Annotated in this window: 25 protein-coding genes; 6 read left to right on the top strand and 19 right to left on the bottom strand. The window is 67.1% G+C overall.

What is annotated here, in order from left to right; translation table 11 throughout:
- Positions 1–95: 95 nt before the first annotated feature.
- Positions 96–1448, top strand: a complete 1353-nt coding sequence (locus AncyloWKF20_RS02985; RefSeq protein WP_279317865.1) for an esterase-like activity of phytase family protein — start codon at positions 96–98, stop codon at positions 1446–1448.
- Between the two features lie 39 nt (positions 1449–1487).
- Here the strand turns inward: AncyloWKF20_RS02985 and AncyloWKF20_RS02980 are convergent, their stop codons facing one another.
- Positions 1488–2357 (bottom strand): EamA family transporter, encoded by an 870-nt coding sequence (locus tag AncyloWKF20_RS02980; protein ID WP_279316468.1) that lies wholly within the window; start codon positions 2355–2357, stop codon positions 1488–1490.
- Between the two features lie 226 nt (positions 2358–2583).
- Here AncyloWKF20_RS02980 and AncyloWKF20_RS02975 point away from each other — a divergent pair, with 226 nt between their 5' ends.
- Entirely contained in the window at positions 2584–3291 is a 708-nt protein-coding gene (locus AncyloWKF20_RS02975; RefSeq protein WP_279316467.1) for an esterase, read from the top strand.
- Between the two features lie 71 nt (positions 3292–3362).
- Here AncyloWKF20_RS02975 and AncyloWKF20_RS02970 read toward each other — a convergent pair whose 3' ends face one another.
- The 5 genes from AncyloWKF20_RS02970 to AncyloWKF20_RS02950 form a co-directional block, all read right to left on the bottom strand.
- Positions 3363–3704 (bottom strand): hypothetical protein, encoded by a 342-nt coding sequence (locus tag AncyloWKF20_RS02970; protein ID WP_267582911.1) that lies wholly within the window; start codon positions 3702–3704, stop codon positions 3363–3365.
- A gap of 215 nt (positions 3705–3919) precedes the next feature.
- A complete protein-coding gene (gene glpX / locus AncyloWKF20_RS02965; protein WP_267582912.1) occupies positions 3920–4915 on the bottom strand; it encodes a class II fructose-bisphosphatase in 996 nt (331 codons plus the stop codon).
- A 14-nt stretch (positions 4916–4929) separates the two neighbouring features.
- A complete protein-coding gene (locus AncyloWKF20_RS02960; RefSeq protein ID WP_279316466.1) occupies positions 4930–6249 on the bottom strand; it encodes a homoserine dehydrogenase in 1320 nt (439 codons plus the stop codon).
- A gap of 57 nt (positions 6250–6306) precedes the next feature.
- Positions 6307–7524 carry an LL-diaminopimelate aminotransferase gene (locus tag AncyloWKF20_RS02955; RefSeq protein WP_279316465.1) on the bottom strand — a complete coding sequence of 406 codons (1218 nt, stop codon included), beginning with the start codon at positions 7522–7524 and terminating at the stop codon, positions 6307–6309.
- 162 nt (positions 7525–7686) lie between these two features.
- Positions 7687–8004: a hypothetical protein gene (locus tag AncyloWKF20_RS02950; RefSeq protein ID WP_279316464.1), complete on the bottom strand. Its 318-nt coding sequence runs from the start codon at positions 8002–8004 to the stop codon at positions 7687–7689.
- A gap of 783 nt (positions 8005–8787) precedes the next feature.
- Here AncyloWKF20_RS02950 and phaC point away from each other — a divergent pair.
- Positions 8788–10491, top strand: coding sequence for a class I poly(R)-hydroxyalkanoic acid synthase (gene phaC / locus AncyloWKF20_RS02945; protein ID WP_279317864.1), 1704 nt, complete (start codon positions 8788–8790; stop codon positions 10489–10491).
- 164 nt (positions 10492–10655) lie between these two features.
- Here the strand turns inward: phaC and argC are convergent, their stop codons facing one another.
- A complete protein-coding gene (gene argC, locus AncyloWKF20_RS02940) occupies positions 10656–11711 on the bottom strand; it encodes an N-acetyl-gamma-glutamyl-phosphate reductase (RefSeq protein WP_279316463.1) in 1056 nt (351 codons plus the stop codon).
- Positions 11712–12068: 357 nt separating this feature from the next.
- Here argC and parE point away from each other — a divergent pair, with 357 nt between their 5' ends.
- The gene (parE, locus tag AncyloWKF20_RS02935; protein WP_279316462.1) at positions 12069–14120 is read left to right on the top strand and encodes a DNA topoisomerase IV subunit B; all 2052 of its coding nucleotides are present in this window, start codon (positions 12069–12071) and stop codon (positions 14118–14120) included.
- 7 nt (positions 14121–14127) lie between these two features.
- Here parE and AncyloWKF20_RS02930 read toward each other — a convergent pair whose 3' ends face one another.
- Positions 14128–14757, bottom strand: coding sequence for a LysE family translocator (locus AncyloWKF20_RS02930; protein WP_279316461.1), 630 nt, complete (start codon positions 14755–14757; stop codon positions 14128–14130).
- Entirely contained in the window at positions 14757–15242 is a 486-nt protein-coding gene (locus tag AncyloWKF20_RS02925; protein WP_279316460.1) for a GreA/GreB family elongation factor, read from the bottom strand. The genes AncyloWKF20_RS02930 and AncyloWKF20_RS02925 overlap by 1 nt, the downstream gene beginning before the upstream one ends.
- A gap of 215 nt (positions 15243–15457) precedes the next feature.
- Between AncyloWKF20_RS02925 and AncyloWKF20_RS02920 the strand changes: the two genes are divergently transcribed.
- Positions 15458–17062, top strand: coding sequence for a DEAD/DEAH box helicase (locus AncyloWKF20_RS02920; protein ID WP_279316459.1), 1605 nt, complete (start codon positions 15458–15460; stop codon positions 17060–17062).
- Between the two features lie 108 nt (positions 17063–17170).
- Here the strand turns inward: AncyloWKF20_RS02920 and AncyloWKF20_RS02915 are convergent, their stop codons facing one another.
- From AncyloWKF20_RS02915 to AncyloWKF20_RS02875, 9 genes are all read right to left on the bottom strand, one after another.
- On the bottom strand, positions 17171–17533 hold the full coding sequence (locus AncyloWKF20_RS02915; protein WP_279316458.1) for a TfoX/Sxy family protein: 363 nt from the start codon (positions 17531–17533) through the stop codon (positions 17171–17173).
- 22 nt (positions 17534–17555) lie between these two features.
- Positions 17556–17945: a Fe-S cluster assembly scaffold SufA gene (gene sufA / locus AncyloWKF20_RS02910; protein ID WP_279316457.1), complete on the bottom strand. Its 390-nt coding sequence runs from the start codon at positions 17943–17945 to the stop codon at positions 17556–17558.
- Between the two features lie 137 nt (positions 17946–18082).
- Positions 18083–18517 (bottom strand): VOC family protein, encoded by a 435-nt coding sequence (locus tag AncyloWKF20_RS02905; RefSeq protein WP_279317863.1) that lies wholly within the window; start codon positions 18515–18517, stop codon positions 18083–18085.
- 5 nt (positions 18518–18522) lie between these two features.
- Positions 18523–18903, bottom strand: a complete 381-nt coding sequence (locus tag AncyloWKF20_RS02900) for an SUF system Fe-S cluster assembly protein (RefSeq protein ID WP_279316456.1) — start codon at positions 18901–18903, stop codon at positions 18523–18525.
- A complete protein-coding gene (locus AncyloWKF20_RS02895) occupies positions 18900–20156 on the bottom strand; it encodes a cysteine desulfurase (RefSeq protein WP_279316455.1) in 1257 nt (418 codons plus the stop codon). Before AncyloWKF20_RS02895 ends, AncyloWKF20_RS02900 begins: the two co-directional genes overlap by 4 nt.
- A gap of 146 nt (positions 20157–20302) precedes the next feature.
- Entirely contained in the window at positions 20303–21616 is a 1314-nt protein-coding gene (sufD, locus tag AncyloWKF20_RS02890) for a Fe-S cluster assembly protein SufD (protein WP_279316454.1), read from the bottom strand.
- Positions 21617–21626: 10 nt separating this feature from the next.
- Entirely contained in the window at positions 21627–22385 is a 759-nt protein-coding gene (gene sufC, locus AncyloWKF20_RS02885; RefSeq protein WP_279317862.1) for a Fe-S cluster assembly ATPase SufC, read from the bottom strand.
- Positions 22386–22500: 115 nt separating this feature from the next.
- Complete coding sequence (gene sufB / locus AncyloWKF20_RS02880) at positions 22501–23973, bottom strand: Fe-S cluster assembly protein SufB (RefSeq protein ID WP_267582927.1); 1473 nt, start codon at positions 23971–23973, stop codon at positions 22501–22503.
- Positions 23974–24093: 120 nt separating this feature from the next.
- Positions 24094–25263 carry a cysteine desulfurase family protein gene (locus AncyloWKF20_RS02875; protein ID WP_279316453.1) on the bottom strand — a complete coding sequence of 390 codons (1170 nt, stop codon included), beginning with the start codon at positions 25261–25263 and terminating at the stop codon, positions 24094–24096.
- Between the two features lie 342 nt (positions 25264–25605).
- Between AncyloWKF20_RS02875 and AncyloWKF20_RS02870 the strand changes: the two genes are divergently transcribed.
- Entirely contained in the window at positions 25606–26271 is a 666-nt protein-coding gene (locus AncyloWKF20_RS02870; protein ID WP_267582929.1) for an alpha/beta hydrolase, read from the top strand.
- 90 nt (positions 26272–26361) lie between these two features.
- Here the strand turns inward: AncyloWKF20_RS02870 and AncyloWKF20_RS02865 are convergent, their stop codons facing one another.
- Positions 26362–26727, bottom strand: coding sequence for a hypothetical protein (locus AncyloWKF20_RS02865; RefSeq protein WP_279316452.1), 366 nt, complete (start codon positions 26725–26727; stop codon positions 26362–26364).
- Positions 26728–26817: the final 90 nt, after the last annotated feature.

Raw genomic sequence — 26817 nt, 5'->3', positions numbered from 1 at the left:
ACATGTCGTGCGCCTGTTGCCGCAACGACATGCGCGAGCCTCAGGAAAGGCGCCTCGGCTCACCCGATCCCCACGACAGGAGACCAACCATGTTGCTGCGTTCCTCGCTGCTCGCCGGCGCCGCCGTTGCGCTGCTGATGCTCGGCACGCCCGCCCGCGCCGACCAGACCTTTCCGGCGACGCTCGTCGGCCACGCCGTGCTGCCGGCGCAGACCTTCATCGAGATGCCGGCCGACGCGCCGGAGGATCTCAAGACCTCCGGCAAATACACCACCGGCGTGCGCGTGGAGGCTCTCGGCTCGGTGATGGGCAAATCGGCGGGCCGGCCGACCGGCGTTTCCGTGCCCTTCAAGGGCCAGCCGGTGCAGGGTCATTCGGGCATCAAGGTGATGCCGGACGGCTCGTTCTGGATCATCACCGATAATGGCTTCGGCTCGAAGGCCAATAGCCCGGATTCGGCGCTCTTCCTGCGCCATTACAAGGTCGACTGGTCGACCGGCACCTTCCAGCCGGTGGCGACCGTCTTCCTCACCGATCCCGACAAGAAGGTGCCGTTCCGCATCGTCCATGAGGGTACGGAGAAGCGCTATCTCACCGGCGCCGATTTCGATCTCGAGAGCTTCCAGATCATCGGCGACGATTTGTGGATCGGCGAAGAGTTCGGCCCCTTCCTCATCAAGGCGGACCTGACCGGCAAGGTGAAGCAGGTGTTCGAGACGGTCGCCGGCGAGACGCCGGTGCGCTCGCCCGACAGCCCGTCGGTCACCTCCCCCGCCGCGCCGAACGCGCCGGCGACCTTCAACGCCCGCCGCTCCAAGGGCTATGAGGGCATGGCCGCCTCCAAGGACGGCAAGTTCCTCTACGCGCTGCTCGAAGGCCCGCTCTGGGACGCCGAGAAGAAGGACTGGCAGAAGACCGCGGACGGCAAGGAATTCCTGCCGATCCTCGAATTCGATGTGGCCAACGGCAAGTGGACCGGCCGCATGTGGCAGTACGTTCTCGAGCAGAACGGCAATGCCATCGGCGACTTCAACATGATCGACGGCACCACCGGCCTGATCATCGAGCGCGACAATGGCGAGGGCACCAAGGACAAGGCCTGCGCCGAGGGCACCAAGGGCCCGGACTGCTTCCACGACCTCGCCAAGTTCAAGCGCATCTACAAGATCGAGCTGACCGACGCCAATGCCGGCCAGCCGGTGCGCAAGATCGGCCATATCGACCTGATGAACATCGCCGATCCCGACAAGAAGGCGAAGAAGCCGCTGAATGACGGCGTGCTGACCTTCCCCTTCTTCACCATCGAGGACGTGGATGTGGTCGACGCCACGCATATCGTGGTCGGCAATGACAACAACCTGCCCTTCTCCTCCTCGCGCGATCCTGCGAAGGCGGACGACAACGAGCTTATCCTGCTCGAGGTCGGCGATTTCCTGAAGGCCAAGTGAAGCACGAGAACAGGAGCCGGGGCGGCAACGCCCCGGTTCTCACGCCGTGTCGGGCAGCGTGGTGGGCGCGGAAGGCTTGCGCAGGATCAGCGCCACGCCGATCACCATCACCAGCGCGCCGATGAGCTTCACCAGCGAGGGCGCGTCGCCGATCAGCACGATGCCGAACAGCACGGTGAGCAACGGGTTCAGCATGGAATAGGGCACCACCGCATTCACCGAATGGCGCTGCAGCAGCCAGTACCAGATGCCGTAGCCGATGATCGACGAGGCGATGGCGCTATAGACGACCGCCATCCAGCCATGGATCCCCGCCGTCGCCACCATGCCCCAGCGCTCCGCCTCGAACAGCCATGAGGCGAGGAAGAGCTGCGGCACGGAAAACAGCGAGGACCAGCCCATCATGGTCATGGGCGAGACGCTGGACATGTGGTTGACGATGAGGTTGGTCACCGCCCAGCCGGTGGCGCTGGCGACCAGCAGGGCGAGGCCGAGCGGGCTCGGCCAGGTCGGCCCGGCGGCGATGATGAGAATGCCGGCGAGCGAGATCACCAGACCGGCGGAGCGCAGCCGCCCCAGCGGCTCCTTCAGCATCAGGCACGCCAGCACCGTGGCGATCGGTCCGCCGAGCTGGATGATGACCGCGCTTGTGCCGGCCTCCGCATGCTCCAGCGCCGCGAAGAGCAGGCCAAAATGCACCGTGCCGAAGGTGAAGGACACCAGCAGGATGCCCGGCAGCTGCGCGCGGGTGATGCGGGTGAACGGGACCAGCAGCGCCGAGACCACGACGAATCGCAGCGCCGTCGTCAGCAAGGGCGGGATCTCCTGAACGCCGAGCTTGATGACGATCATGTTCAGCGCCCAGACGCAGACGACGGCGAGGGCGAACAGCTTGTCACGAAAGGGCATGGGGACGCAGTGGCGAGGGACGGACCGGCAACCCCGAGCGGAAGCTGCCACCGGCGCGGACTCGCGAGCGGGCGGCCAGTTTCCCGCTGATAGCGCTCCCGCGCCTCAAAGCAAAGCCGGCATCGTCGATGCCTGCCCTGCACCGGCCTCATGGCGGAGGTGCTGGCCTCCGGTCTCGGGCGACCACGCGGCGCCCTGCCCTCTTGCGGCGTTGAGCCGGCTGGGTATGGTGCGCGCCATGCTCGACCTGTCGCTCCTCGGCCGCCTGTCCTTCCAGCACACCGCGCCCTCCAAGCCGCCGCTGCCGCCCGGCCGGCATGATCTCGGCCTGTTCGACACGCGCGATTATGTGCTGATCGTGCCTGAGGGAATCGATCCCGGCCGGCCGACGCCCTTCATGTGCCTGTTCCATGGTGGCGGCGGCAGCGCCGAGAAGATCCTGCCGATCATGCGCCGCCATGCGGAGGAGCGCGGTTTCCTGCTGCTCGTGCCGCAGTCGCTGTTTCCGACCTGGGACATCGTCATTGCCGGCAACGGACCCGACCGCGAGCGACTGGATGTCGGGCTCGCCGAGGTGGCCTCGCGCTTCTCGCTGGACCCCACGCATTTCGCCTTTGCCGGGCATTCGGACGGGGGCAGCTATTCGCTGTCAAACGGGCTCAGCAACGGGCAGATCGTCACCCACATCCTCGCCTTCTCAGCCGGCTTCATGACGGTGCTGGCGCAGGAAGGCTCGCCCAAGGTGTTCATCGCCCATGGGCAACAGGACACGCAGACGCCGATTGCCACGGCCGGCCGCTCGCACGCCGCCAAGCTGCGCCATGCCGGCTATGAACTGACCTATGTCGAACATGGCGGGCCGCACGCCTCGCAACCGCCCATGGTGCAGCTCGGCGTCGATTATTTCCTCAAGGATGTGCCGCCGCGCGGCTGAGGCGACAGCAGCGCTAACAAAAAGGCCGGCACGAGGCCGGCCTTTCCGACGATCATCGATCGAAAAATCGCTCAGGCGACCTTCTTCGCCGACTTGGCGAGCTCGGCAACCTCGGCCTCATACTTGGCAACCAGCGCGGCGAAATCGCCGGGGCCGGCCTTCAGCGCCGCCTTCACATCCGACGCCCAGGTGGTGTGGCGCAGGGTGAAGGTGTTGGTGGCGGAGGAGCCATACTTCTTCGAGAAGGCGACGTTCAGCTTGAACGGAATCGGCTCGGAAGCGAGGTAGTTGGTGGTCGCGTGCTCCGTCACGAAAGCCGTGTAGGCCTCGGCGACCTCCTGGTACTTCTCGGCGGCGATCAGCGCGTCGATCTTGGACAGCAGGGGCGGAAGCAGCGAATGAGGAGCGGTCATGGGTCGTTCCCTTGGCAATTGGCTTGGCGTTGGGTGGGAGGCGCCCCTGACGGGCCGCGCCACCGCACCGCTCTGGTATACAGCACACCGCGCCGCGACCAAAGCGGCAGATGAACCCGTCATCTCCCTCCCAGCGACGCGGAGCTGCGAAACAAAAAGGGCGCCTGACGGCGCCCTTTTATCCTTAAGCCAACCGCCGCAGCGGGCGGCGCCTCTCAGAGATGGAACTTGGAGAGGTCGCGGTGCTCGGCCTCGATCCAGCGCACCGTGCCGGAAGCCGAGCGCATCACGACGGTGTGGGTCTTCACCACGCCGCGCTCATACTTCACGCCCTTGAGCAGATTGCCGGTGGTGACGCCCGTTGCCGCGATCAGGCAGTCGCCGCGCACCATGTCGGTGATGGTGTAGATCTTCTTCGGGTCGGTGACGCCCATCTTCTTGGCGCGCTCGCGCTTCTCCTCGGTGTCGAGGATCAGGCGGGTGTACATCTCGCCGCCGATGCAGCGCAGGGCCGCCGCCGCCAGCACGCCTTCCGGCGCGCCGCCGGTGCCGAGATAGATGTCGACGCCGGTCTCGTCCGGGTTGGTGGTGTGGATCACGCCCGCGACATCACCGTCGGTGATGAGCTGCACGGCCGCGCCGGTCTTGCGCACCGCCTCGATGATCGCCGCGTGGCGGGGACGGTCGAGGATCAGCGCGGTGATCTCGGAGGGCTTCACGCCCTTGGCCTTGGCCAGGGACTGGATGTTCTCCTCGGGCGTGGCGTCGATGTCGATCGTGCCCTTCGGGTAGCCCGGCCCGATGGCGATCTTGTCCATGTAGACGTCGGGCGCGTAGAGCAGCGTGCCGCCTTCCGCCATCGCCATCACCGCGATGGAGCCCGGCATGTTCTTGGCGCAGAGCGTGGTGCCTTCGAGCGGGTCGACAGCGATGTCTACCGCCGGGCCCTTGCCGGTGCCGACTTCCTCGCCGATGAACAGCATCGGCGCCTCGTCGCGCTCACCCTCGCCGATGACGATGCGGCCAGCGATCGGCAGGCGGTTCAGCTCGCGACGCATGGCGTCCACCGCGGCCTTGTCGGCCGCCTTCTCGTCGCCGCGCCCGCGCAGGCTGGCGGAAGCCACCGCCGCGCGCTCGGTGACGCGCACCAGTTCGAGCGTCAGGATGCGCTCGAGCGCCTGCCCTGCCTTGACCGTAATTTCTTCCGCCATCGTCCCAGCCCCTCTCAGTCCTTCTCGATCCGTATCACCTGCGGCGGCTGCGCAATGACGCCATCGAGGTCGATGGCGGCGATCGCGCGGCGCACCGCGTCCTCGTTCGTGGCGTAGGTGATCAGCACCACAGGTGCCGGGTCCTCCGCGCTGTCAGCCCGGTCTCCGCCATGAGGGCGGCCCCGCCGGTGCTGCATTATGGACTCGAGCGAGATGTTCTGCTCGGCCATATGGCGGGCAATGGCTGCCGCCGTTCCAGGCCGATCGACCGCCGCGAGGCGGATATAATAGCCACCTTCATGACGCTGGATGGCGGCCTTGCCCGCCGGGCGGAGATTTTCCGCCTTCCAGCCGAAAGGTGTGCCCGCCGCGCCACTGGCGAGGTCGCAAATGTCGCCGACCACGGCGGACGCCGTCGCGTCGCTGCCGGCGCCGGGGCCAACCAGCGTCAGCGCCACCGCGTCACCATCGATCGCCACCGCATTGGTCACGCCGGAGACCTGCGCGATTGGCCAATGTTTGGGCACCATGGTGGGGTGGACGCGAAGCTCCACCGCCTCGCCGGCACGGGCGGCGACGCCCAGCAGCTTGATGCGGTAGCCGAGCTCGTCGGCCGCTTCCAGATCCTGCAGAGTGATGGAGCGGATACCCTCGACATGGATCGCATCCGGGTCCGGCTGCACACCGAAGGCGAGCGCGGCGAGGAGCGAGAGCTTGTGCGCGGTGTCGAAGCCATCGACGTCGAAGGTCGGGTCGGCCTCGGCATAGCCGAGCTGCTGCGCCTGATCGAGGCACGCCTCGAAGGAGAGCCCCTCGTCGCGCATCCGCGTCAGGATGTAGTTGCAGGTGCCGTTGAGAATACCGGAGACGCGGGCGATGCGGTTGCCGAGCAGCGCCTCGCGCAGCGTCTTGATGACGGGAATGCCACCGGCGACCGCCGCCTCGAAGCGGATGCCGACGCCCTTGCCTTCCGCCGCCGAGGCGAGCGCCACGCCGTGATGGGCGAGCAGCGCCTTGTTGGCGGTGACGACGGTGTGGCCAGCGGCGATCGCCGCCTCGACAGCCGCCTTGGCGGTGCCTTCATGCCCGCCGATCAGCTCGACGAAGACGTCGATGTCGGGATCGCGGGCGAGTTCGACCGCACTGTCGAACCAGCGGATGCCGGAGAGATCGCAGTCGCGGTTGCGGGAGCGGTCACGGGCGCTGACGGCGACGACCTCGACCACACGCCCGGTGCGGGCGGCGATCTCGTCCTTGCGACGCGCCAGCATGCGCACCACGCCCGCGCCGACCGTCCCGAGGCCGGCGATGCCAATTTTCAGCGGCGGCGCCATAGTTTGTCCGAACTCAACAGAAGACCAGAAAGCGGCGCCGTTCGGGAGGACCGAGCGTCAGCGCGCCGCGGCGAGAGGGACGACGTTGTGCAATGTTTCCGCGCCGGTTTCAAGGAACCGGCGGACATTGCGGGCGGCCTGCCGGATGCGCTGCTCGTTCTCCACAAGCGCGATGCGGACATACTCATCGCCATGCTCGCCGAAGCCGACGCCTGGAGCGACGGCCACATCCGCCTTCTCGATCAGCAGCTTGGCGAATTCGACGCTGCCCATGTGGCGGAACCTCTCGGGGATCGGCGCCCAGGCGAACATTGAGGCGCTCGGCACCGGGATTTCCCAGCCCGCCTTGCCGAAGCTGTCCACCAGCGCGTCGCGGCGCTTCTTGTAGACCGCGCGCATATCGGCGATGCAGTCCTGCGGGCCGTTCAGCGCCGCCGTGGCCGCGACCTGGATCGGCGTATAGGCGCCGTAGTCGAGATAGGACTTCACCCGCGCCAGCGCCGCGATCAGCCGCTCATTGCCGACCGCGAAGCCCATGCGCCACCCGGCCATGGAGAAGGTCTTGGACATGGAGGTGAACTCCACCGTCACATCCATCGCGCCCGGCACCTGCAGCACGGAAGGCGGCGGGTTGTCGTCGAAATAGACCTCGGAATAGGCGAGGTCGGAGAGCAGGATCAGGTCGTGCTTCTTCGCGAAGGCGACGCAGTCCTTGTAGAAATCGAGATCCGCCACGCAGGCCGTCGGGTTCGACGGGTAGCACAGCACGAGCGCGAGCGGCGACGGGATCGAGTGCACCACGGCGCGCTCCAGCGCCCGGAAGAACTCCGGGCCGGGCTCGCACGGCACCGAGCGGATCGCCGCGCCGGCCATCAGGAAGCCGAAGGCGTGGATCGGGTAGGACGGGTTCGGCACCAGGATCACGTCGCCCGGGGCGGTGATGGCCTGCGCCATATTGGCGAAGCCTTCCTTGGAGCCGAGGGTGGCGACCACCTGGGTGTCGGGGTTCAGCTTCACGCCGAAGCGGCGCTCATAATAGGCCGCCTGCGCGCGGCGCAGACCCGGAATGCCCTTGGAGGCGGAATAGCGGTCGGTGCGGGGGCGCCCGATGGTGTCCTTGAGCTTCTCCACCACATGGGCGGGCGCGTCGAGGTCCGGATTGCCCATGCCGAGATCCACGATATCGGCACCGCCATTGCGAGCGGCGGCCTTCACCCGGTTCACCTGCTCGAAGACATAGGGCGGCAGCCGGCGGATACGGTGGAAGTCGGTCATCGGTCTCAAGCTCCAAACCGCCCCGATTCATCGGATAGCGGCACTAAGGCGCTACATAACACTGTTCAGGCGCCCGCACAGCGAGAGATCGCAGCGAAAACGGGCGGAAGCGTGATGAAAACTGTCGCGGCCACGTATCGCCAAGGTGGCGCCGGACCATGCCTAGGGCTGTTGCTGGCTATCGGTCTCGACTTGCTGCTGTTGCTCACGGGCGAGGCCCTGAAGATCGTTCTGCATCTTCGCCGTCTGCGCCGGGGTCATCACCGGGCGGTCGCCGATCTGCGCGGGAGCGCCGAAATTGGGGTAGACCAGCTCCTGGCCGGGCGGGATGGGCTTGGCCATCTCCGGCGGCAGCAGCGAGGACGGCCCCGAGCAGCCGGCGAGCGCCAGCGCCACAAGAGCGGCCAGGCAACCGGCACGACGAGCCGGGCGCGCCACGGCGGGCGGGATCATCCGGCAACGATCAGCCATGCTCTTCATGCCCCGGTCATCTCCCACGCTCACCGTTCTCCCATGCCTCCGGCCTGATACGCACTCGCCCCGGCCGGGCCGCACGGCTATGATGGCATCACCTATGAACGCAGGCACCCGCGGGGACAAGCGGTGAGTAACCGACGCACGACCGGAAAGCCGGCCACCGACGCCAAGACGCCCCTCCGCACGGCGCGTTCGACCACGACAACCGACGCGCCGAAAGCCGCTGAGAGCAAGGCCGCCACGCGCCGGACCGCCGCCAAGCTCGCCACGGAAGCGACCGCAACCGCGCCGGTGAGCGAACCGGCGACGAAGCGCCCGCAAAAGGCGCCGGCCTCGGCGCAGCCCACGGTCGAATCAAAAGCGCCGACGAAAGCCACGACTCCCGAGGCGCCCCGCAAAGCCGTGAAGAATGGTCCGGCAAAGCCGCCCGCGACATCCTCAGCCAAAGCGGCCCGCCCGTCCCCCGCTGTCGATGTAGCGCCGATCACGCCTGCCGCGCCGGACAGGGCCGCCAAGCGTCCGCGCGCGAAAGCCGCCGAACAGCATTCCGCCCTGCCCCGCTACGCCGTGCGCCCCTCGCAACGGCGCGCGCAGGCCCAGGCTGAAACGCTGGCCGCGCCCGCTCCGCCCCCGCAGGCCGCGCCGGCGGCGCCCGTCCAGCCAGCAGATCAACCCAGTGCCGCCAAGCCCGCAGCGCCGGAACCGCCCCCGCTCGGCTCCGGCCCCATTGATCTTCAGGCCTTCGCCGGCAATCTCGCCCGCCTCGTCGAGGAGGGCGGCAAGGCGATGGCCGCCTATATGCGCCCCCGCGAGGAAGGGCTCATCCAGGACGATGTCGCCGAGGACATCGCCGACGTGATGAAGACCATCGGCAATGTCGCGGAATATTGGCTTGCCGACCCCAAGCGCACGGTGGAGGCACAGGCCCGGCTGATCGGCGGCTATCTGGAGCTGTGGTCCTCTACGCTCAAGCGCCTGAGCGGCAAGGAGGCCAAGCCCGTCGCCGAGCCGCCGGCCCGCGATGCCCGCTTCATGGATTCAGAGTGGAGCACCAACCCGTTCTTCGACACGCTGAAACAGACCTATCTGCTCACCGCCAACTGGGCGGAGAACATGGTCGATGAGGCCGAGATCGACGCGCACACCAAGCACAAGGCGGAGTTCTATGTCCGGCAGATCGCCGGCGCCGTCTCACCCTCCAATTTCGTGCTGACCAACCCGGAACTGCTGCGCACCACCCTTGCCTCCAATGGCGAGAACCTCGTGCGTGGCATGAAGATGCTGGCCGAGGACATCGAGGCCGGGGGCGGCGACCTGAAGATCCGTCAGACCGACAACAGCAAATTCAAGGTCGGCGAGAACCTGGCCGTCACGCCCGGCAAGGTGATCTTCCAGAACGAGATCATGCAGGTCATCCAGTACGCGCCGCAGACGGAGAGCGTGCTGGCGGTGCCGCTGGTCATCATCCCGCCCTGGATCAACAAGTTCTACGTGCTCGACCTGACGCCGGAAAAATCCTTCGTGCGCTGGGCGGTGGCGCAGGGGCTCACCGTGTTCGTGGTCTCCTGGGTCAATCCCGGCCCGGAACTCGCCGACAAAGGCTTCGACGCCTATATGAAGGAAGGCGTGCTCACCGCTTTCGACGTGGCGAAGAAGGCGAGCGGCAGCAAGGACTTCCACGCGGTCGGCTATTGCGTCGGCGGCACCATGCTGGCGATGACGCTCGCCTGGCTTGCGGCGTCCGGCCAGGATGTCGGCCTGCGCTCCGTCACCTTCCTGACGACGCAGGTGGATTTCACCTATGCCGGCGACCTCAAAGTGTTCATCGACGAGGAGCAGGTCGCCCATCTCGAGCGCAAGATGCTGGAAGCGGGCGTCATGGACGGCCGCAAGATGGCCAACGCCTTCAACATGCTGCGGGCCAATGATCTGATCTGGCCCTATGTGGTGAACAATTATCTCAAGGGGCAGGCGCCCTTCCCCTTCGACATTCTCTACTGGAACTCGGATTCCACCCGCCTGCCGGCGGCGAACCATTCCTTCTACCTGCGCAACTGCTACCTCGATAACCGGCTGGCCCAGGGCAGCCTGATGCTGGCGGGCCAGAAGCTCGACCTCAAGAAGATCAACCTGCCCATGTACAGCGTCGCGACGCGCGAGGATCATATCGCGCCCGCCGCTTCGGTGTTCCTCGGCTTGCAGATGTTCGGCAATCCCGGCCGCTTCGTGCTGGCCGGCTCCGGCCACATCGCCGGCGTCATCAACCCGCCCGCCCGCGGCAAGTACCAGTACTGGACCGGCGAGGCCCCCGGCGGCGCGCTGGAGGACTGGATCGCCGGGGCGCAGATGCACCCCGGTTCCTGGTGGCCGGACTGGTTCACCTGGATCGAGCAGCAGGACGACACCCGCGTGCCCGCGCGCATCCCCGGCAAGGGCCCATTCAAGCCGATCGAGGACGCGCCCGGCAGCTATGTGAAGGTGAAGGCGTAGAAGGCTTCACCGGCTCTTGGCCGGTCATCCCGGCCCCCTCGTGTCTTGCCTTCTGCAAGCCCAAGGACAGGCTCCGCGCAGCGGAGAGCCGGGATCGTTAGCGGACTGCGAGCGCCATGCGATCCCGGATCGGCCTGCGGCCGTCCGGGATGACGGTCATAGCATCACGGGAACATGGCGATCTGGTCGAGCCCCAGCGTCTCGGGATAGCCGAGCACAAGGTTCATGTTCTGCACCGCCTGGCCGGAGGCGCCCTTCACCAGATTGTCGGTGGTGGAGATGACGACCACGCGATCCGGCGCGCGGTCCTGCACCACGCCGATGAAGGCCATGTTGGAGCCTTTCACGAAGCGCGACTGCGGCACCTGGCCGAGCGGCAGCACATGCACGAAGGCCTCGCCCTTATAGAAATCGGCCAGCACGCGATGCACGCCCTCGGCGCCGACACCCGCGCCCGTCTTAAGATAGATTGTCGCGTAGATGCCGCGGCTCATCGGGATGAGATGCGGCGTGAAGGTCGGCACCACGCTGCGGCCGGCGGCCTTGGAAAACTCCTGGTCGAATTCCGCCGTGTGCCGGTGGCCGCCGACGCCATAGGCGTGCATGCCATCCGTCACCTCGGTGTAGAGCAGGTTCTCCTTGGCCGCGCGGCCCGCGCCCGTCACGCCGCTCTTGGCGTCGATGACGATGTGCTCCGGGTCGATGGCGCCGGCCTCAATGAGCGGCACCACCGGTAGGATGGCGGTCGTGGTGTAACAGCCGGGATTGGCGACGAGCCGGGCCTTGCGGATGTCGTCGCGATAGAGCTCGACGACGCCGTAGACGGCTTCCTGCTGCAGCTCCAGCGCCTGATGCGGGTGGCCATACCACTGCTCATAGGCGCCGGCATCGCGAAGCCGGAAATCGGCCGACAGATCGACGATCTTGATATGCGGCGCGGTCTCGAAGACCTTCTTGATGACCTGCTGCGTGGTGCCGTGCGGCAGGGCGCAGAAGGCGAGGTCGACGCCCGACCAGTCCACCGCGTCGATGGTCGTCAGCGTCGGAAGGTTCAGCGGCGCGAATTGCGGGAAAACCTCGGCCATGCTCTGGCCGGCCTTGCGGTCGGCGGTGAGCGCGACGATGTCCACGCGGGGGTGACGGACCAGCAGGCGCACCAGCTCCGCGCCGGTGTAGCCCGAGGCTCCGAGGATGGCGATCCGTGCCTTGCTGTCCGTCATGGTGGCGTATCCCGTCACTGGCGCGGGGAACGCCCCGCGAATGGAGACCGCGCCATTACACCGGATGCATGTCGCGGGAAAGACACGGATCTGCGCGCCGCGCGCATGGCCGCCGCGCGACACGGGCGGGAACAACGCTGAGCCTCCGCCGCTCGCCCCTCGCCCGCGCTCTCGTCACCGGACAAAGGGACATGCTGGGGGCGCTATTGTGGGGCTCTACGGCCGCGAGGTGCGCGCTAACCGTAAACGGCTGCGCTGCTGATTGTTCACGTCCTGTTCACGCGACTGACGCGCTTTGGCATAATGTGGTGTAATGGAATCGCCTGAGACCTCCTTCAGCGAAAGCCCGCCTGCCTGATGTCCGATCCGAACCTGTTCGACCTTCCCCCCGCCGCGCCCAAGCCTGCGGCGACCCCGCCCGCGCCGAAGCCTGCGCGCGCTGCCGCCGCCTCCCCCGGCCTGCCCGGCGAGAGCGGCTACACGGCCGCGGATATCGAGGTGCTGGAAGGGCTGGAGCCGGTGCGGCGCCGGCCGGGCATGTATATTGGCGGCACGGACGAGAAGGCGCTGCATCATCTCTTTGCCGAGGTGATCGACAATTCCATGGACGAGGCGGTCGCCGGCCATGCCAGCTTCATCGAGGTGGAACTGACCGCCGACGGCTTCCTGACCGTGACCGACAATGGCCGCGGCATCCCCATCGAGAACCACCCGAAATATCCCGGCAAGTCGGCATTGGAGGTCATCCTCACCACGCTCCACGCCGGCGGCAAGTTCGACAGCAAGGTGTACGAGACCTCGGGCGGCCTGCACGGCGTCGGTGTCTCCGTCGTCAATGCGCTGTCGGACGTGCTGGAGGTCGAGGTCGCGCGCGGCCAGGTGCTCTATCGCCAGCTCTATTCGCGCGGCATGCCGCAGGGGCCCATCCAGGAAGTCGGGCGGGTGCAGAACCGGCGCGGCACGCGGGTGCGCTTCCACCCGGACGCGCAGATCTTCGGCGAGGGCGCCCGCTTCAAGCCGGCCCGCGTCTTCAAGATGGCGCGCTCCAAGGCCTATCTTTTCGGCGGCGTCGAGATTCGCTGGACCTGCGACCCGGAACTGGTCGCCGGCAACGAAATTCCGCCCAAGGCCACCTTCCGCTTCCCCGGCGGCCTCAAGGACTATCTCGCCGCCGATATCGAGGGCCATACGCTGGTCCATCCCGACATCTTCGCCGGCAAGACCTCGCGGCCCGGTGGCCATGGCTCGGCCGAATGGGCGGTAGCCTGGCTCGGCGATGCGGACGGCGCTATTTCCTCCTACTGCAACACCATCCCCACCGCCGAAGGTGGCACTCATGAGACCGGCCTGCGCGCCGTGCTGCTCAAGGGCCTGCGCGACCACGCCGAACGCACCGGCAACGCCAAGCGCGCCGCCATCATCACCGCCGACGATGTGATGGCGGGTTGCGCGGCCATGCTCTCGGTCTTCGTGCGCGAGCCGGAATTCCAGGGCCAGACCAAGGAAAAGCTCGCCACCGCCGAGGCCGCCCGTATCGTCGAAGGCGCGTTGCGCGACCCGTTCGACCATTGGCTTGCCGGCAACCCGCCTCAGGCGAGCCGCCTGCTCGACTGGGTGATCGAGCGCGCCGACGAGCGGCTGCGCCGCCGGCAGGAAAAGGAAGTCTCTCGCAAGAGCGCCGTGCGCAAGCTGCGCCTGCCGGGCAAGCTGGCGGACTGCTCCAACAACTCGGCGGCGGGCTCGGAACTCTTCATCGTCGAGGGTGACTCGGCTGGCGGCTCCGCCAAGCAGGCGCGCGAGCGGCAGAGCCAGGCCGTGCTGCCGCTACGCGGCAAAATCCTCAACGTCGCCAGCGCCGGCCGCGACAAGCTCGCGCAGAACCAGCAGCTTTCCGACCTCATCCAGGCGCTTGGCTGCGGCACCGCCGCCAATTATCGCGACGAGGATCTGCGCTATGAGCGCGTGATCATCATGACCGACGCCGATGTCGACGGCGCTCACATCGCCTCGCTGCTCGTGACCTTCTTCTACCGGCAGACCCCGAAGCTGATCGAGAACGGCCATCTCTTCCTTGCCGTGCCGCCACTCTACCGCATCACCCAGGGCGCCAAGACGCTCTATGCGCGGGATGAGGCGCATCGCGACGAGCTGCTGCGTAAGGAATTCTCCGGGCGCGGCAAGGTCGATATTGGCCGCTTCAAGGGCCTCGGCGAGATGATGCCGGCGCAGCTCAAGGAAACGACGATGAACCGCAAGACGCGCACCCTGCTGCGCGTCACCATCGACGACGCCGAGCGCGCCGCCACCGCCGACATCGTCGAGCGGCTGATGGGCAACAAACCGGAAAGCCGCTTCGCCTTCATCTCCGAACGCGCGGCCTTCGCCGGCGAGGAGTTACTGGATATTTGAGCGGCTCTTACCGCCGCTCAAACGCGATCCGCGCGGCCAGCAGCAGGAATATCCCGCCGGTCGCGCGTTGCAGCCAACGGGCGACGTGGGTGCGCGCGGCGAGCCAGCCACTGAGGCGGCCGGCGAAGGTGCCGACGGCGATGTTGATCAGCGTCCCGCCGGTATTGAGGATCGCACCGAGCAGGAAAAACTGCAGGAAGGTCGAACCGCGCGCCGGGTCGACGAATTGCGGCAGGAAGGCGAGGACGAAGACCGCCACTTTGGGATTGAGCAGGCTCACCACCACCGCTTCCCGCCAGGCCGCGAAGGCACTCGCTTTGGCCATCGCTGCCGGCGCCAGGAGCGGGCCGGGCGCGCGCCAGGCCTGCACCGCGAGATAGACGAGATAGGCGACGCCTGCCCAGCGTATCGCCTCGAACGCCGCCGGATGCGCCCGGAGCACGGCTGCAAGGCCGATACCTGCCGCCAGCGTGTGAATGAGCACACCCGCGGCAATACCGAGGCTGGCCGCGACACCGGCGCGCGGGCCGGATTTCATGCCCTGCCCAAGGCAGAACAGCATGTCATTGCCGGGCGTAAGGTTCAGCGCCAGCGCGGCCGGAACGAAGACCAGCAGCGTCTCGGTGGGGAGCAGCATCAGGCCTCCTCCTCGGTCTCGGGCGTGGTGTCGACGTCGGCGATCTCCATCACGCCCGTGGGCAGGCTGACCTCATCGCCGATCCATTTGCCCATCAGCGCGCGGGCGACCGGCGAGATCCAGCCGATGCGGCCCTCGCGCGGTTCCGCCTCGTCCTCACCGACAATGCGGAAGCGGCGGCAGCGGCCCTCCTCGTCCTCCAGCGTCACCAGCATGCCGAAGGTGATCGCCGCGCCGTCCTGCGGCGGGTCAATCGGTTCGGCGCTGGACCGGCGGGACGACCAGTAGCGCAGCTCGCGCGACGCGGCGGCAACGGCCGCGCGATCCCCCGTGACGGTGGCCGCCGCCAGCGCCTCGCGCTCGAGCCCGAGCGCCCGGTCGATGAGCGCCAGCCCGCGCCGCGTGACGAGGTTTCGGTGCGGGCTGACGGGGCGCTCGGGCAGGCTCTCGCCGCCGCCATCTTCCTTGACGAAGGCCCGGCTCATGCCGTCACCCCGGCCATGCGGCTTACGCTGCGACCCGGGACGCGGGCGAGTGCCGTAAAAGCGGCTATTTTCATTGACTTTCCGAGCTTTGCGCCTATGGTGCGGCCGTCGTCTGACCTTATCCGACTGATGCGCTCCGCGCGACGACAACTCAGCCGACCCCGGTTACGGCTCGGGGCCAGGCGGGCGGTGCGCAGCCGCAGAATTGATCCCAGATGCCTTTTAACGAACTGGGCCTGAGCGACAAGGTGCTCTCGGCCGTCGCTGATACCGGTTATACCGAGCCGACGCCGATCCAGGCGCAGGCCATTCCGCATGTGCTTGCACGCCGCGATGTGCTGGGCCTCGCCCAGACCGGCACGGGCAAGACAGCGGCCTTCACCTTGCCGATGCTCACCCTGCTGGAGCAGGGCCGCGCCCGGGCCCGCATGCCGCGCACGCTCATTCTGGAGCCGACGCGCGAACTGGCCGCCCAGGTGGAAGAGAACTTCGTCAAGTACGGCAAGAACCACAAGCTCAACGTCGCCCTGCTGATCGGCGGCGTCTCCTTCGGCGACCAGGACGCCAAGCTGGTGCGTGGCGTCGATGTGCTGATCGCCACGCCCGGCCGCCTGCTCGACCATATCGAGCGCGGGCGCCTGCTGCTCTCCGGCATCGAGATCCTCGTCATCGACGAGGCCGACCGCATGCTGGACATGGGCTTCATCCCGGACATCGAGCGCATCTGCAAGCTGGTGCCGTTCACCCGCCAGACGCTGTTCTTCTCGGCCACCATGCCGCCGGAAATCCAGCGCCTCGTCGCGCAGTTCCTGTCGAACCCGGTGCAGATCGAAGCCTCGCGGCCCTCGTCCACCGCCTCGACCATCACGCAGCTGCTCGTGGCCTCCGGCAAGGAGGACTATGACAAGCGCGAGACGCTGCGCAAGCTGATCAATGAAGGCGAGAACCTTCAGAACGGCATCATCTTCTGCAATCGCAAGAGTGAAGTCGCGGTGGTGCACAAGTCGCTGCTGCGTCACGGCTACAAGGCTGTCTGCCTGCATGGCGACATGGACCAGCGCTCGCGCATGCAGGCGCTCGACCAGTTCCGCACCGGCGAGGCCAATCTGCTGGTGGCCTCCGACGTCGCCGCGCGCGGCCTCGACATCCCGGCCGTCAGCCATGTGTTCAATTACGACACGCCGCACCATGCCGAGGATTATGTCCACCGCATCGGCCGCACCGGCCGGGCTGGCCGCGCTGGCGCGGCGTTCACCATCGTCACGCCCGGCGAGGTCAAGTCGCTGGCGGCGATCGAAAAGCTGATCGGCCGCTCGATCGAGTGGAAGGACGGCGCGACGCTCGACAACCTGCCGCCCTCCGAGCCGCGCCGCGAGCGCAGCGACCGGGCCGGCAGCAGCGAACGTGGCCGTGGCGGCCGTGATCGTGGCCGCAGCCGCGCGCCCGAGCGTGATGGCGAGGATCGCGAACGCAAGGGAGCCCGCCCGGCCCGCCGGCGTGGCGCCGACGAGGCTGCCCTCGTCGAGGCGGTGGAAGCCCCCGCGCTAACCGTCGTTCCGGATGTGGACGCCCCCGCCAAGCCCGCTCGTCGTCGTGGCAAGAGCGCCCCGGCCGGCACGGGCGCGACCGATGGAGCCGCTACCGTGCAGCCCGCTGCCGCGCGAGCTCCGCGTGAGCCCCGCGAGCCGAAGGCTCCGACGCGCGCGCCGGTGACCCCGCTCACCCATCGCCGCGAAGAGCGCAAGCCGGCCGACGAGCCGGCCGACACCTCGCATCTGCCGGCCTTCCTGCTGCGCCCGGTGCGCATCAAGGCCAGCTGATACGAGGCGGACTGGCCAGCCTCATACAGAAACATCGCGGCCCGGCATGTCCGGGCCGCTTTCATGTTGGGAACCGCGTCAGTCGCGTGGCGAAGGGCTTGGGCCCGGTCACATGCCGTGGGGAACCACCCGCCGGCGTGAGGCTGCCTCCCGCTCTGCCGCCGCGCGGCGTGCCAGCCCAAGGGCCCGCGCGCCAAGTTCGGCGGCCTCGTCCGGGTCGTCCAGCGCCGATTCCGGCATGGACCAGTAGCTCACCGTGACCGTGCGGCCGCCGCTCTCATAGATGAAGGGCTCGGCCCCACGCGCCGCGAGTTCGCCGCCAAACGGCACATCCGCTTTCAGATAGAGCCGGCCATCCGCCACAAGGGCGAACATCACCCCGTCGGCATAGACGCCGAGGCCGCCGAACATGCGTCGGCAGCGCACCGGCCGGAAGGTGGCGAAGATGTCGGCGACGGCTGTGGGATCCATCAGGCCGCCCCCGCCACTCGTCTCAGCCGGCGTGGATCTCGGCCGCCTCGGAGCGGACCGGGGTGATCGCCACCGATTCGCCGCAGCCGCAGGCCGAGGTCTGGTTCGGGTTGTTGAACACGAACTGGGCGGCAAACTTGTCGGTCTTGTAGTCCATCTGCGTGCCCAGCAGATAGAGCACCGCCTTGGGGTCGATGAGAACCTTCACGCCCTTGTCCTCGACCACTTCATCGAAGCGGCCGGCTTCCTCGGCGAATTCCATCGTGTATTCCATGCCGGCACAGCCGCCATTCTTCACGCCGACACGCAGGCCGATGACCGGCTTGTCGGAACGGGCGATGATCGACCGCACGCGCTCGGCGGCGGCCTCGGTCAGCGACATGATGGGCGGACGGGAACGGGGCAGGCTCATCGGGGTCGTCTCCTAATCGGCGCCGGTTCAAGGCCAGCGGATCGGTCGTCCGTTAAGATGGGGTAGGAACAAGGTTCAGGCAAGGCGGATTGCCGCCGGTCCGCCATGCCGCCAGCGCTGAAGGCGCCAGAGCGGCCTCAATAGTTCGGCCACAGGCCCGGTGTGGCGAGTTCCACGAGGTGCTGGTCGGGATCGCGGAAATAGAGGCTGACGCCGCCACCCTTCCAGTCCACCCGCCCCTCGATGGCGACTCCCTGTAGCTCAAGGTGCTGGCGCCACTGTTCCACCGACGTGGCGGGAATGGCGAGCGCGTAGTGCAGCGGGCCGTGGCCGTCATGTGGAGGGATCGTGCCCTCGGCGATGGTCACGGGGTCCAGCGTTGCCCCGCGCAGGAAGAGCAGCAAGACGCTGCCGGGGCCCGCGTCATAGGCGCAGAAGCGGCCATCCGCGACCATGGGCTTCAGGCCGAGAACGCCCTCATAGAAGGCGCGGGCGCGGGCGAGATCGTCGACATAAAGCCCGGTCTCGACCACACCGGAGATCGGCGGCACCGGATTGGGCCCCGCCGTCACGCGGCTCACCAGAGGTTCAGCGTCAGCCGCGCCTCTTCCGACATGCGGCCCTGGTCCCAGGGCGGATCGAAGGTGAGGTTGACGGTGACGCCCGACACGCCGCCGACGCTCGCCACCGCGCCTTCCACCATGCCGGGAAGCTCGGCGGCGGAGGGGCAGTTCGGCGTGGTCAGCGTCATCTCGACGGCGACCTGCCGGTCATCGGCGATGTCCACCTTGTAGATCAGGCCGAGCTCGTAGATGTCGACGGGGATTTCCGGGTCGTAGACGGTCTTCAACGCGGTGACGATCTCGTCCGTCAGGCGGTCGAGTTCCTCCTGCGGGATCGTGGACGCGATCGCCGGGGCGTTCGGCGTATCGGCGAGACTTCCGGTGGCTTCGCTCATGCGAAAAGATCCTGAGCCTTGATGAGGGCGTCGGCGAGAATGTCGACTTCCTCATGGGTGTTATAGAGCGCGAACGACGCCCGGCACGTCGCTGTCACACCATATCGCCCCAGAAGCGGCATCGCGCAATGGGTGCCGGCGCGAACGGCGACGCCCGCGCGGTCGATAATGGTCGCGATATCGTGCGGATGCGCGCCCTTCACATCGAAGGCGAAGATCGCTCCCTTGCCCGGCGCATCGCCATAGATGCGGATGGAGTTGATGCGCGACAGGCGCTCCTTGGCATAGGCGGCGAGCGAGGCTTCATGCGCGGCGATGCGCTCGCGCCCGAGGCTCTCCATATAGGCCAGCGAAGCACCGAGGCCGACAGCCTGCACGATGGGCGGCGTGCCCGCCTCGAAGCGGTGAGGCGGCTCGCCATAGGTGACACCTTCTTCCGTCACCGTACGGATCATCTCGCCACCGCCCTCGTAAGGCGGCATGGTCTCCAGCAGCGCGCGCTTGCCATAAAGCAGCCCGATGCCGGTCGGCCCGTACAGCTTGTGACCGGTGACGGCATAGAAATCGACATCAAGATCCTGCACGTCGACCGGCATGTGGACGGCGGCCTGCGAGCCATCGACCACGACCAGTGCCCCGACGTCGTGGGCGAGGCGGGCGATTTCCTTGATCGGGGTTACCGTGCCCAGCACGTTCGACATATGGGTGATGGCGACGATCTTGGTGCGCTCGGTGAGCAGCGCCTTGAAGGCCTCGAGGTCGAAGGCCCCCTCCTCCGTCACCGGCGCCCACTTGATCACCGCGCCCTTGCGCTCGCGGAGATAGTTCCATGGCACGATGTTGGAGTGGTGCTCCATGATCGAGAGCACGATCTCGTCACCCTCGCCGATGGACTGGCCAAGCGAGGACACGACGAGGTTGAGCGCGCCGGTGGCGGAGCGGGTGAAAATCACCTCATCGAGCGTCGGCGCATTGAGGAAGGCGCGGCAGCGCTCGCGGGCTTCCTCATAGGCTTCGGTCATCGCGTTGGCGAGGTAATGCAGGCCGCGATGGACGTTGGAATATTCGTTCTCATAGGCGTAGCGCATGCGGTCCAGCACCTGGACCGGCTTCTGCGACGACGCGGCATTGTCGAGATAGACCAGCGGCTTGCCATAGACGAGCTTGGACAGGATCGGGAAATCCTGCCGCACGCGGGCGACGTCATAGGTGCCGTTGGACACGGCAGGATGAGTGGTGACCTTGTCGGTCATGATGCGGCCTCTCCAGAGGGCGTCATCCCGGACGACGCGCGCGCGTCGCGCCGGGAACGCGGGCCGACAGCGGCCCTAATGTGCGGACGATCCCGGATCGCGGCGCTGCCGCGTCCGGGATGACGGCTTTGATGCGCGCAGCGCGCTCACGCCCGCGCCTTGAGCCAGGCTTCCGCCCGCTCGACCAGCGCCTCGCGCAGCCCGTCATGCTCGACCGTCTCGATGGCCTCGCCGACGAAGGCCTGCACCAGCAGGCTCTGCGCTTCCTTCATCGGGATGCCGCGGGCGCGCAGATAGAACAGCAGATCGTCGTCGATCGCCCCGCAGGTGGCGCCATGGCCGCACTGCACGTCGTCGGCGAAGATCTCCAGCTCCGGCTTGTTGTCCATCTCGGCCTCGTCGCCGAGCGCCAGCGCGCGGCTCATCATCCGGCCGTCGGTCTTCTGCGCCGCCTGGCGGACAATGATCTTGCCCTGGAACACGCCGCGGGTCTGGTCGTCGAGCACGGTCTTGAACAGCTCGCGGCTCTCGCAGCCCGGCACCTGATGGTCGACCAGCAGGGTCGAATCCGCGTGCTGGCGGCCCTTCAGCAGCGTGGCGCCGTTGAAGCCCACCTGGCTGCTGTCGCCCGACAGAGTCGCATAGAGCGAGGTGCGCGCCACTGCCGCGCCGATGCCGAAGGTAAAGGCGTGAACCTGCGCCTGCCGGCCGACATCGAACAGGAGGGTGGAGAGGTGGAAGGCGCGGTCGCCATCCTCCTGCAGCCGCACAACGTCCAGATGCGCCTCGTCGCCCACAGTGAATTCGGTCGCACTGTTCGCCTGATAGGCCATGGCCTGCGGCCCCTCGAAGCTCTCCACGACGGTGAGCTTCGAGCCCGCGCCGAGCACCACCAGCGAGCGGGCGAAGCTCGCCGCCGCGCCCGTGCCGGCGAAGACATGGGCGATATGGATCGGCCGTGCGATCTCGGTGCCGGACGCCACGGTGATGACGACGCCATCCTTCGCCAGCGCCGTATTGAGCGCCAGCGCCGCGTCGTAGCGGCCGGGCAGGATACCGCCAATGCGGCTCAGCACCTCGTCACCCGCCGCGCTGGCAGAAGCCAGGGTGGTGATGGTGAGGCCGGCTTCCAGATCGGCAAGATCGAAGAGCTCCGGCACCACCGCGCCATTGGCGACGACGATGCGGCGCGCCTCGACCTCGCGCAGCAGGGTGGCGCGCGCATCCGCCTCAGCCACGGCGGCAGTACCGGCGACCGACACGGCCTCGCGCATCAGCGTGCGCAGATCGGTGTACTTCCACTCCTCGACCCGCCGGTGCGGCAGGCCGTGCTCGGCGAAGCTGCGGGCGGCGGCGAGGCGCAGATCGGCCAGCCGGTCGCCACTCGCGGGCAGCCCGTCCAGAGCGGCGATGAACGCCTGCTCGGCCGGGGTCCGGATGGGACGGATATCGGCGTTCATCTCATCCACCTCAGGCCGCGTCCTGCTGATACTCGGCATAGCCATTGGCTTCGAGCTCGAGCGCCAGTTCCTTGCCGCCCGACCGCACGATCCGGCCCTTGTGCATCACATGCACGAAGTCCGGCACGATGTGGTTCAGCAGGCGCTGATAATGGGTGATGACGATCATCGCCCGGTCCGGCGAGCGCAGGGCGTTCACGCCCTCGGACACGACCTTGAGGGCGTCGATGTCGAGGCCGGAATCGGTCTCGTCGAGGATGCAGAGCTTCGGCTCGAGGATCGCCATCTGCAGGATCTCGGCGCGTTTCTTCTCACCGCCGGAGAAACCGACATTGACGCCGCGGCGCAGCATGTCCTGGTTGATGCCGAGGTTCGCCGCCTTGTCCTTCACGAGGCGCAGGAAGTCGGGCGTGGAGATTTCCTCCTCGCCGCGCTTCTTGCGCTGTGCGTTCAGCGCCGAGCGCAGGAAGGTCATGGTGGCGACGCCGGGCACTTCGATCGGGTACTGGAAGGCGAGGAACACGCCCTTCGCGGCGCGCTCGTCGATCTCCATCTCCAAGAGATCCTCACCGTCGAGCGTCACCGAGCCGTCGGTGACCTCATAGTCTTCCTTGCCAGCGAGGATGTAGGAGAGCGTGGACTTGCCTGAGCCGTTCGGCCCCATGATCGCGTGGACCTCGCCGGGGTTCACCGTCAGCGAGAGACCCTTGAGGATCTCCTTGCCGTGATCGCCGTCGATCTTGGCGTGGAGGTTGTCGATGTCGAGCATGGCCATGTCGTTCATTCCGTATCTGGAGCGCGGCGTCCCGGTCGGGGCGCGCTGAAAGTCTGGGACACGATCCCGGAGCGCGGCACCGCCGCGTCCGGGAGGATGGTGACGGGCGTCAGCCCACCGAGCCTTCGAGGCTCACGGCGATCAGCTTCTGGGCTTCCACGGCGAACTCCATGGGAAGCTGCTGGAGCACGTCCTTGACGAAGCCGTTGACGATCAGCGCCGTCGCCTCTTCCGGATCGAGGCCGCGCTGGCGGCAGTAGAAGAGCTGGTCCTCGGAGATCTTCGAGGTGGTCGCTTCGTGCTCGAACTGGGCGCTGCTGTTCTTCGACTCGATGTAGGGCACGGTGTGCGCCCCGCACTTGTCGCCGATGAGCAGGCTGTCGCAATTGGTGAAGTTGCGCGCGCCGGTCGCCTTGCGATGCGCCGTCACCTGGCCGCGATAGGTGTTGTCCGAGTGGCCGGCGGCGATGCCCTTGGAGATGATGCGGCTCGACGTGTTCTTGCCGAGATGGATCATCTTGGTGCCGGAATCGACCTGCTGGTAGCCGTTGGAAATCGCGATCGAGTAGAACTCGCCCTGCGAATTATCCCCGCGCAGGATGCAGCTCGGGTACTTCCAGGTGATGGCCGAGCCGGTCTCGACCTGCGTCCAGGAGATCTTGGAGCGGTCGCCACGGCAGTCGCCACGCTTGGTGACGAAGTTGTAGATGCCGCCCTTGCCGTCCTTGTCGCCCGGATACCAGTTCTGCACCGTCGAGTACTTGATCTCGGCATCGGCCAGCGCGACCAGCTCGACCACCGCCGCGTGAAGCTGGTTCTCGTCGCGCTGCGGCGCGGTGCAGCCTTCGAGATAGCTCACATAGGCGCCTTCATCGGCGATGATGAGCGTGCGCTCGAACTGGCCAGTGTTGCGCTCATTGATGCGGAAATAGGTCGACAGCTCCATCGGGCAGCGCACGCCCTTCGGCACATAGACGAAGGAGCCGTCGGAGAACACCGCCGAATTCAGCGTGGCGAAGTAGTTGTCGGTCACCGGCACGACGGAGCCGAGATACTGGCGCACCAGCTCGGGGTATTCGCGCACGGCCTCGGAGATCGGCATGAAGATCACGCCGGCCTTGGCGAGCTCTTCCTTGAAGGTGGTGGCCACGGAGACCGAATCGAACACCGCGTCGACGGCGACCTTCGAGCCGCCGCTCTGGATGCCGAGCAGCGCGTCGCGCTCGCGCAGCGGAATGCCGAGCTTCTCATAGGTGGCGAGGATTTCCGGGTCGATATCGTCGATCGACAGGGCTTCCTTCCGCTTCGGCGCGGAATAGTAATAGAGCTCCTGATAGGCGATCGGCGGGTAGCTCACCCGCGCCCACTGCGGCTCCGGCATGGTCTGCCAGCGGCGGAACGCCTCGAGGCGCCACTCGAGCATCCATTCCGGCTCATTCTTTTTCGCCGAAATGAAGCGGACGGTGTCCTCGCTCAGACCCTTCGGGGCCTTCTCGGATTCGATTTCCGTGAAGAACCCGTACTTGTACTGATCGACATCCAACGAGCGGACCTGGTCCACTGTCTCCTGTACGGCCGGCATCGCTTTTCTCCTCTCCCGCGCGGGTTCAAGGCCCGCGGGTCAGGCCAACACTTCAAGCAGGCACCGTGCTGCAGCACCTGTACGCACGATCACGCCACGCGGACGTGGCGCCACATCACCTCACGCCGCGGCGCGGCGACGCAAAAGACCCGGCAACACCCGGCGGAACACGCCGAGCGCCCGGTCGACATCCTCATCCCCGCTCGACCAGCCGAAGGACAGCCGGAAGGCAGACCGCGCGATCCGCTCGGGCACGCCCATGGCCGTCAGCACATGGGACGTCGCCACCTTGCCCGACGAGCACGCCGCTCCCGCGCTGACCGCCAGCCCCGCGAGATCGAGCGCGATCACGATGGTCTCGGCGGGCACGCCCGGAACCGACAGGCTCGAAGTGTTGGGCAGGCGATCAACATCGCCCACGAGCAGAACGAGCTCGGGAAACACGCTCCTTAGAGCGTCTTCAAGCCTTTCGCGCAAGGCGTGGATGCGCCTTTGTTCGCTCTCCACAGCCGCCGCCGCGCTTTCCGCCGCCGCGCCGAAGGCTGCGATGGCGGGAATGTTCTCACTGCCCGCCCGCCGTCCGCGTTCCTGCCCACCCCCACCGAAGACCGGGGCGGGGCGCAGATCCGGGTCGGCCATGATGAGCGCGCCGCCCCCCGGCGCGCCGCCGAGCTTGTGAGCGGAGATCGAAATGAGGTCGGCACCCAGCGCCGGCAGCGAGACGGGGATGCGCCCCGCCGCCTGCACCGCATCGGTATGCACCAGCCCGCCCACGGCATGGACACGGCGGGACACCTCGGCCACCGGCTGGATCACGCCGGTCTCGTTATTGGCGAGCATGACCGAGGCCAGCACGCGCCGCCCCTCGGCCTGATGGCGCTCCAGCGCCGCATCCAGCGTCTCCAGCCGCAGCCGGCCGCGATTGTCGACGGGAAGAATTTCCACATTATCCGGCGCAAAACGATGGCCGCGCAGCACGGCGGCATGTTCCACCGCGGTGGTCAGCAGCACGTCGCAGGTCAACGGCGCCTCACCGCGCTGAAAATGCGGCGTCAGCGCCAGCGTGTCGGCCTCGGTACCGCCCGCCGTGAACACGACGCCACGCGGATCCGCGCCGACCAGCCCTGCTACACGCAGCCTCGCCGTCTCCAGCACGGCACGCGAGGCGCGCCCCTCGCTGTGCACGGACGAGCCATTGCCGGTCGCGTCGAGCGCGTCCAGCAGCGCGGCCCGGGCTTCGGGGCGCACCGGCGAGGTGGCGTTGTGATCGAGATAAGTGCGTTCGGTCATGATGTCCGTGGGCTCGACGTCTGCGTCTCCGTCACTATATAGGTTGGCAACGCCCAATCCGCCCGCCCTTTTGCGCGAAGTGCTTGCAAATTAAGGCCGCGTCCTTCATAGGTTGACACCCGTCATCTTCGAAGGGATGCCCGGACGCTAAGATTGTAGGCGTCGCCGCTGCAACCCGACGTAGAATATTAGAATTATTCTAATAAAGTTAGGGTTTGCACCCCGTGTCGTCAAGGCGCCGGCGGTAGATTGCGGTCCAGAAGGACGGCGGGCACCCCAACGGACGCCTTCCTCCCATGGACGTCACTCTTCCCGGTACCGCATCCCAAGGTTACGAGCTTCATGCCCGAGGTCATCTTCACCGGCGAGAAGGGGCGGCTGGAAGGCCGTTACCAGCCGGCCAAGACACGTCACGCGCCGATCGCCATCATCCTGCACCCGCACCCGCAGTTCGGGGGCACGATGAACAACCCGGTCGTCTACAACCTCTATTACCAGTTCGTGAACCGGGGCTTCTCCACGCTGCGCTTCAATTTCCGCGGCGTCGGGCGCAGCCAGGGCTCGTTCGACCACGGCCAGGGCGAGCTCGCCGATGCGGCCGCCGCGCTCGACTGGGCGCAGTCGATCAACCCGGACGCGCGGGCGTGCTGGATCGCCGGCTTTTCCTTCGGCGCCTGGATCGGCATGCAGTTGCTGATGCGCCGCCCGGAGGTCGAGGGCTTCATCTCCATCGCCGCCCCGGCGAACCTCTATGACTTCTCGTTCCTGGCGCCCTGCCCGTCCTCGGGCTTGTTCGTCCATGGCGACAAGGATGCCGTGGTGCCGTTCTCGGCGGTGACCGGCCTCGTCGAGAAGCTGAAGACGCAGAAGGGCATCGTCATCGAGCAGCAGACGGTGGCGGACGCCAACCACTTCTTCGATGGCAAGACCGAAGACCTCATGGAGGTTGTCGGCACCTATCTCGACAAGCGCCTGCCCGACACGGCGAAGAAGACCAGCGCCGCCTGAGCGCGCACCTAAAACGCAAAAGCCCGGCTCACGGCCGGGCTTTTTTATTGGGCAGGTTCAGGAAGGCGGCCGGCAGTGCCGGCCAGCCGATCAGTTCAGCACGAGCCGCGACGGGTTGCTCACGACCAGTTCGTCACCACGACGGGCGATCTCGACGAGGCTGGCGGTCGCGCCTTCCGCACCGGGAACGGAGAAGCTGACGGCCTGCTCCGGCTGAAGGGTGGCACCGACACGGATCGGCGCACCGCCGCCCACGCTCAGCGTCGCCACGACATGGTAGCCGTCGGACTGCGGCGTGTAATAGGCGACGCCGCGCACATAGCCGATATTGATCGTCTGGGCGGTAGCCGGACGCAGACCACCCTTTTCGGCGGCGCGGACAGGGGCGATGACGGCGACCGCGACGAGGCCCGCGGCGACGGCCAGGGGGAGGATATCACGCGAAAGACTGCGCATCTCGATTGCTCCAAGTTTCTGTCCAGGCGTTTTGATCAGAAGCTGCCTGCCTGGCGAGCCGGACTTCCGGGAGCCCTCAAGATACGCAAA

The organism is Ancylobacter sp. WKF20 (assembly GCF_029760895.1).
Lineage (GTDB): Bacteria > Pseudomonadota > Alphaproteobacteria > Rhizobiales > Xanthobacteraceae > Ancylobacter.
The sequence above is the reverse complement of the archived record's forward strand: the minus strand, read 5'-3'. Positions and strand labels throughout refer to the sequence as shown.

What these genes read in the sequence shown, in the direction of transcription:
- AncyloWKF20_RS02980 (WP_279316468.1), bottom strand. Translation starts at nt 2,357, where the DNA reads ATGCCCTTTCGTGACAAGCTGTTCGCCCTCGCCGTCGTCTGCGTCTGG.
- AncyloWKF20_RS02975 (WP_279316467.1), top strand. Translation starts at nt 2,584, where the DNA reads ATGGTGCGCGCCATGCTCGACCTGTCGCTCCTCGGCCGCCTGTCCTTC.
- AncyloWKF20_RS02970 (WP_267582911.1), bottom strand. Translation starts at nt 3,704, where the DNA reads ATGACCGCTCCTCATTCGCTGCTTCCGCCCCTGCTGTCCAAGATCGAC.
- glpX (WP_267582912.1), bottom strand. Translation starts at nt 4,915, where the DNA reads ATGGCGGAAGAAATTACGGTCAAGGCAGGGCAGGCGCTCGAGCGCATC.
- AncyloWKF20_RS02960 (WP_279316466.1), bottom strand. Translation starts at nt 6,249, where the DNA reads ATGGCGCCGCCGCTGAAAATTGGCATCGCCGGCCTCGGGACGGTCGGC.
- AncyloWKF20_RS02955 (WP_279316465.1), bottom strand. Translation starts at nt 7,524, where the DNA reads ATGACCGACTTCCACCGTATCCGCCGGCTGCCGCCCTATGTCTTCGAG.
- AncyloWKF20_RS02950 (WP_279316464.1), bottom strand. Translation starts at nt 8,004, where the DNA reads ATGAAGAGCATGGCTGATCGTTGCCGGATGATCCCGCCCGCCGTGGCG.
- phaC (WP_279317864.1), top strand. Translation starts at nt 8,788, where the DNA reads ATGGCCGCCTATATGCGCCCCCGCGAGGAAGGGCTCATCCAGGACGAT.
- argC (WP_279316463.1), bottom strand. Translation starts at nt 11,711, where the DNA reads ATGACGGACAGCAAGGCACGGATCGCCATCCTCGGAGCCTCGGGCTAC.
- parE (WP_279316462.1), top strand. Translation starts at nt 12,069, where the DNA reads ATGTCCGATCCGAACCTGTTCGACCTTCCCCCCGCCGCGCCCAAGCCT.
- AncyloWKF20_RS02930 (WP_279316461.1), bottom strand. Translation starts at nt 14,757, where the DNA reads ATGCTGCTCCCCACCGAGACGCTGCTGGTCTTCGTTCCGGCCGCGCTG.
- AncyloWKF20_RS02925 (WP_279316460.1), bottom strand. Translation starts at nt 15,242, where the DNA reads ATGAGCCGGGCCTTCGTCAAGGAAGATGGCGGCGGCGAGAGCCTGCCC.
- AncyloWKF20_RS02920 (WP_279316459.1), top strand. Translation starts at nt 15,458, where the DNA reads ATGCCTTTTAACGAACTGGGCCTGAGCGACAAGGTGCTCTCGGCCGTC.
- AncyloWKF20_RS02915 (WP_279316458.1), bottom strand. Translation starts at nt 17,533, where the DNA reads ATGGATCCCACAGCCGTCGCCGACATCTTCGCCACCTTCCGGCCGGTG.
- sufA (WP_279316457.1), bottom strand. Translation starts at nt 17,945, where the DNA reads ATGAGCCTGCCCCGTTCCCGTCCGCCCATCATGTCGCTGACCGAGGCC.
- AncyloWKF20_RS02900 (WP_279316456.1), bottom strand. Translation starts at nt 18,903, where the DNA reads ATGAGCGAAGCCACCGGAAGTCTCGCCGATACGCCGAACGCCCCGGCG.
- AncyloWKF20_RS02895 (WP_279316455.1), bottom strand. Translation starts at nt 20,156, where the DNA reads ATGACCGACAAGGTCACCACTCATCCTGCCGTGTCCAACGGCACCTAT.
- sufD (WP_279316454.1), bottom strand. Translation starts at nt 21,616, where the DNA reads ATGAACGCCGATATCCGTCCCATCCGGACCCCGGCCGAGCAGGCGTTC.
- sufC (WP_279317862.1), bottom strand. Translation starts at nt 22,385, where the DNA reads ATGCTCGACATCGACAACCTCCACGCCAAGATCGACGGCGATCACGGC.
- sufB (WP_267582927.1), bottom strand. Translation starts at nt 23,973, where the DNA reads ATGCCGGCCGTACAGGAGACAGTGGACCAGGTCCGCTCGTTGGATGTC.
- AncyloWKF20_RS02875 (WP_279316453.1), bottom strand. Translation starts at nt 25,263, where the DNA reads ATGACCGAACGCACTTATCTCGATCACAACGCCACCTCGCCGGTGCGC.
- AncyloWKF20_RS02870 (WP_267582929.1), top strand. Translation starts at nt 25,606, where the DNA reads ATGCCCGAGGTCATCTTCACCGGCGAGAAGGGGCGGCTGGAAGGCCGT.
- AncyloWKF20_RS02865 (WP_279316452.1), bottom strand. Translation starts at nt 26,727, where the DNA reads ATGCGCAGTCTTTCGCGTGATATCCTCCCCCTGGCCGTCGCCGCGGGC.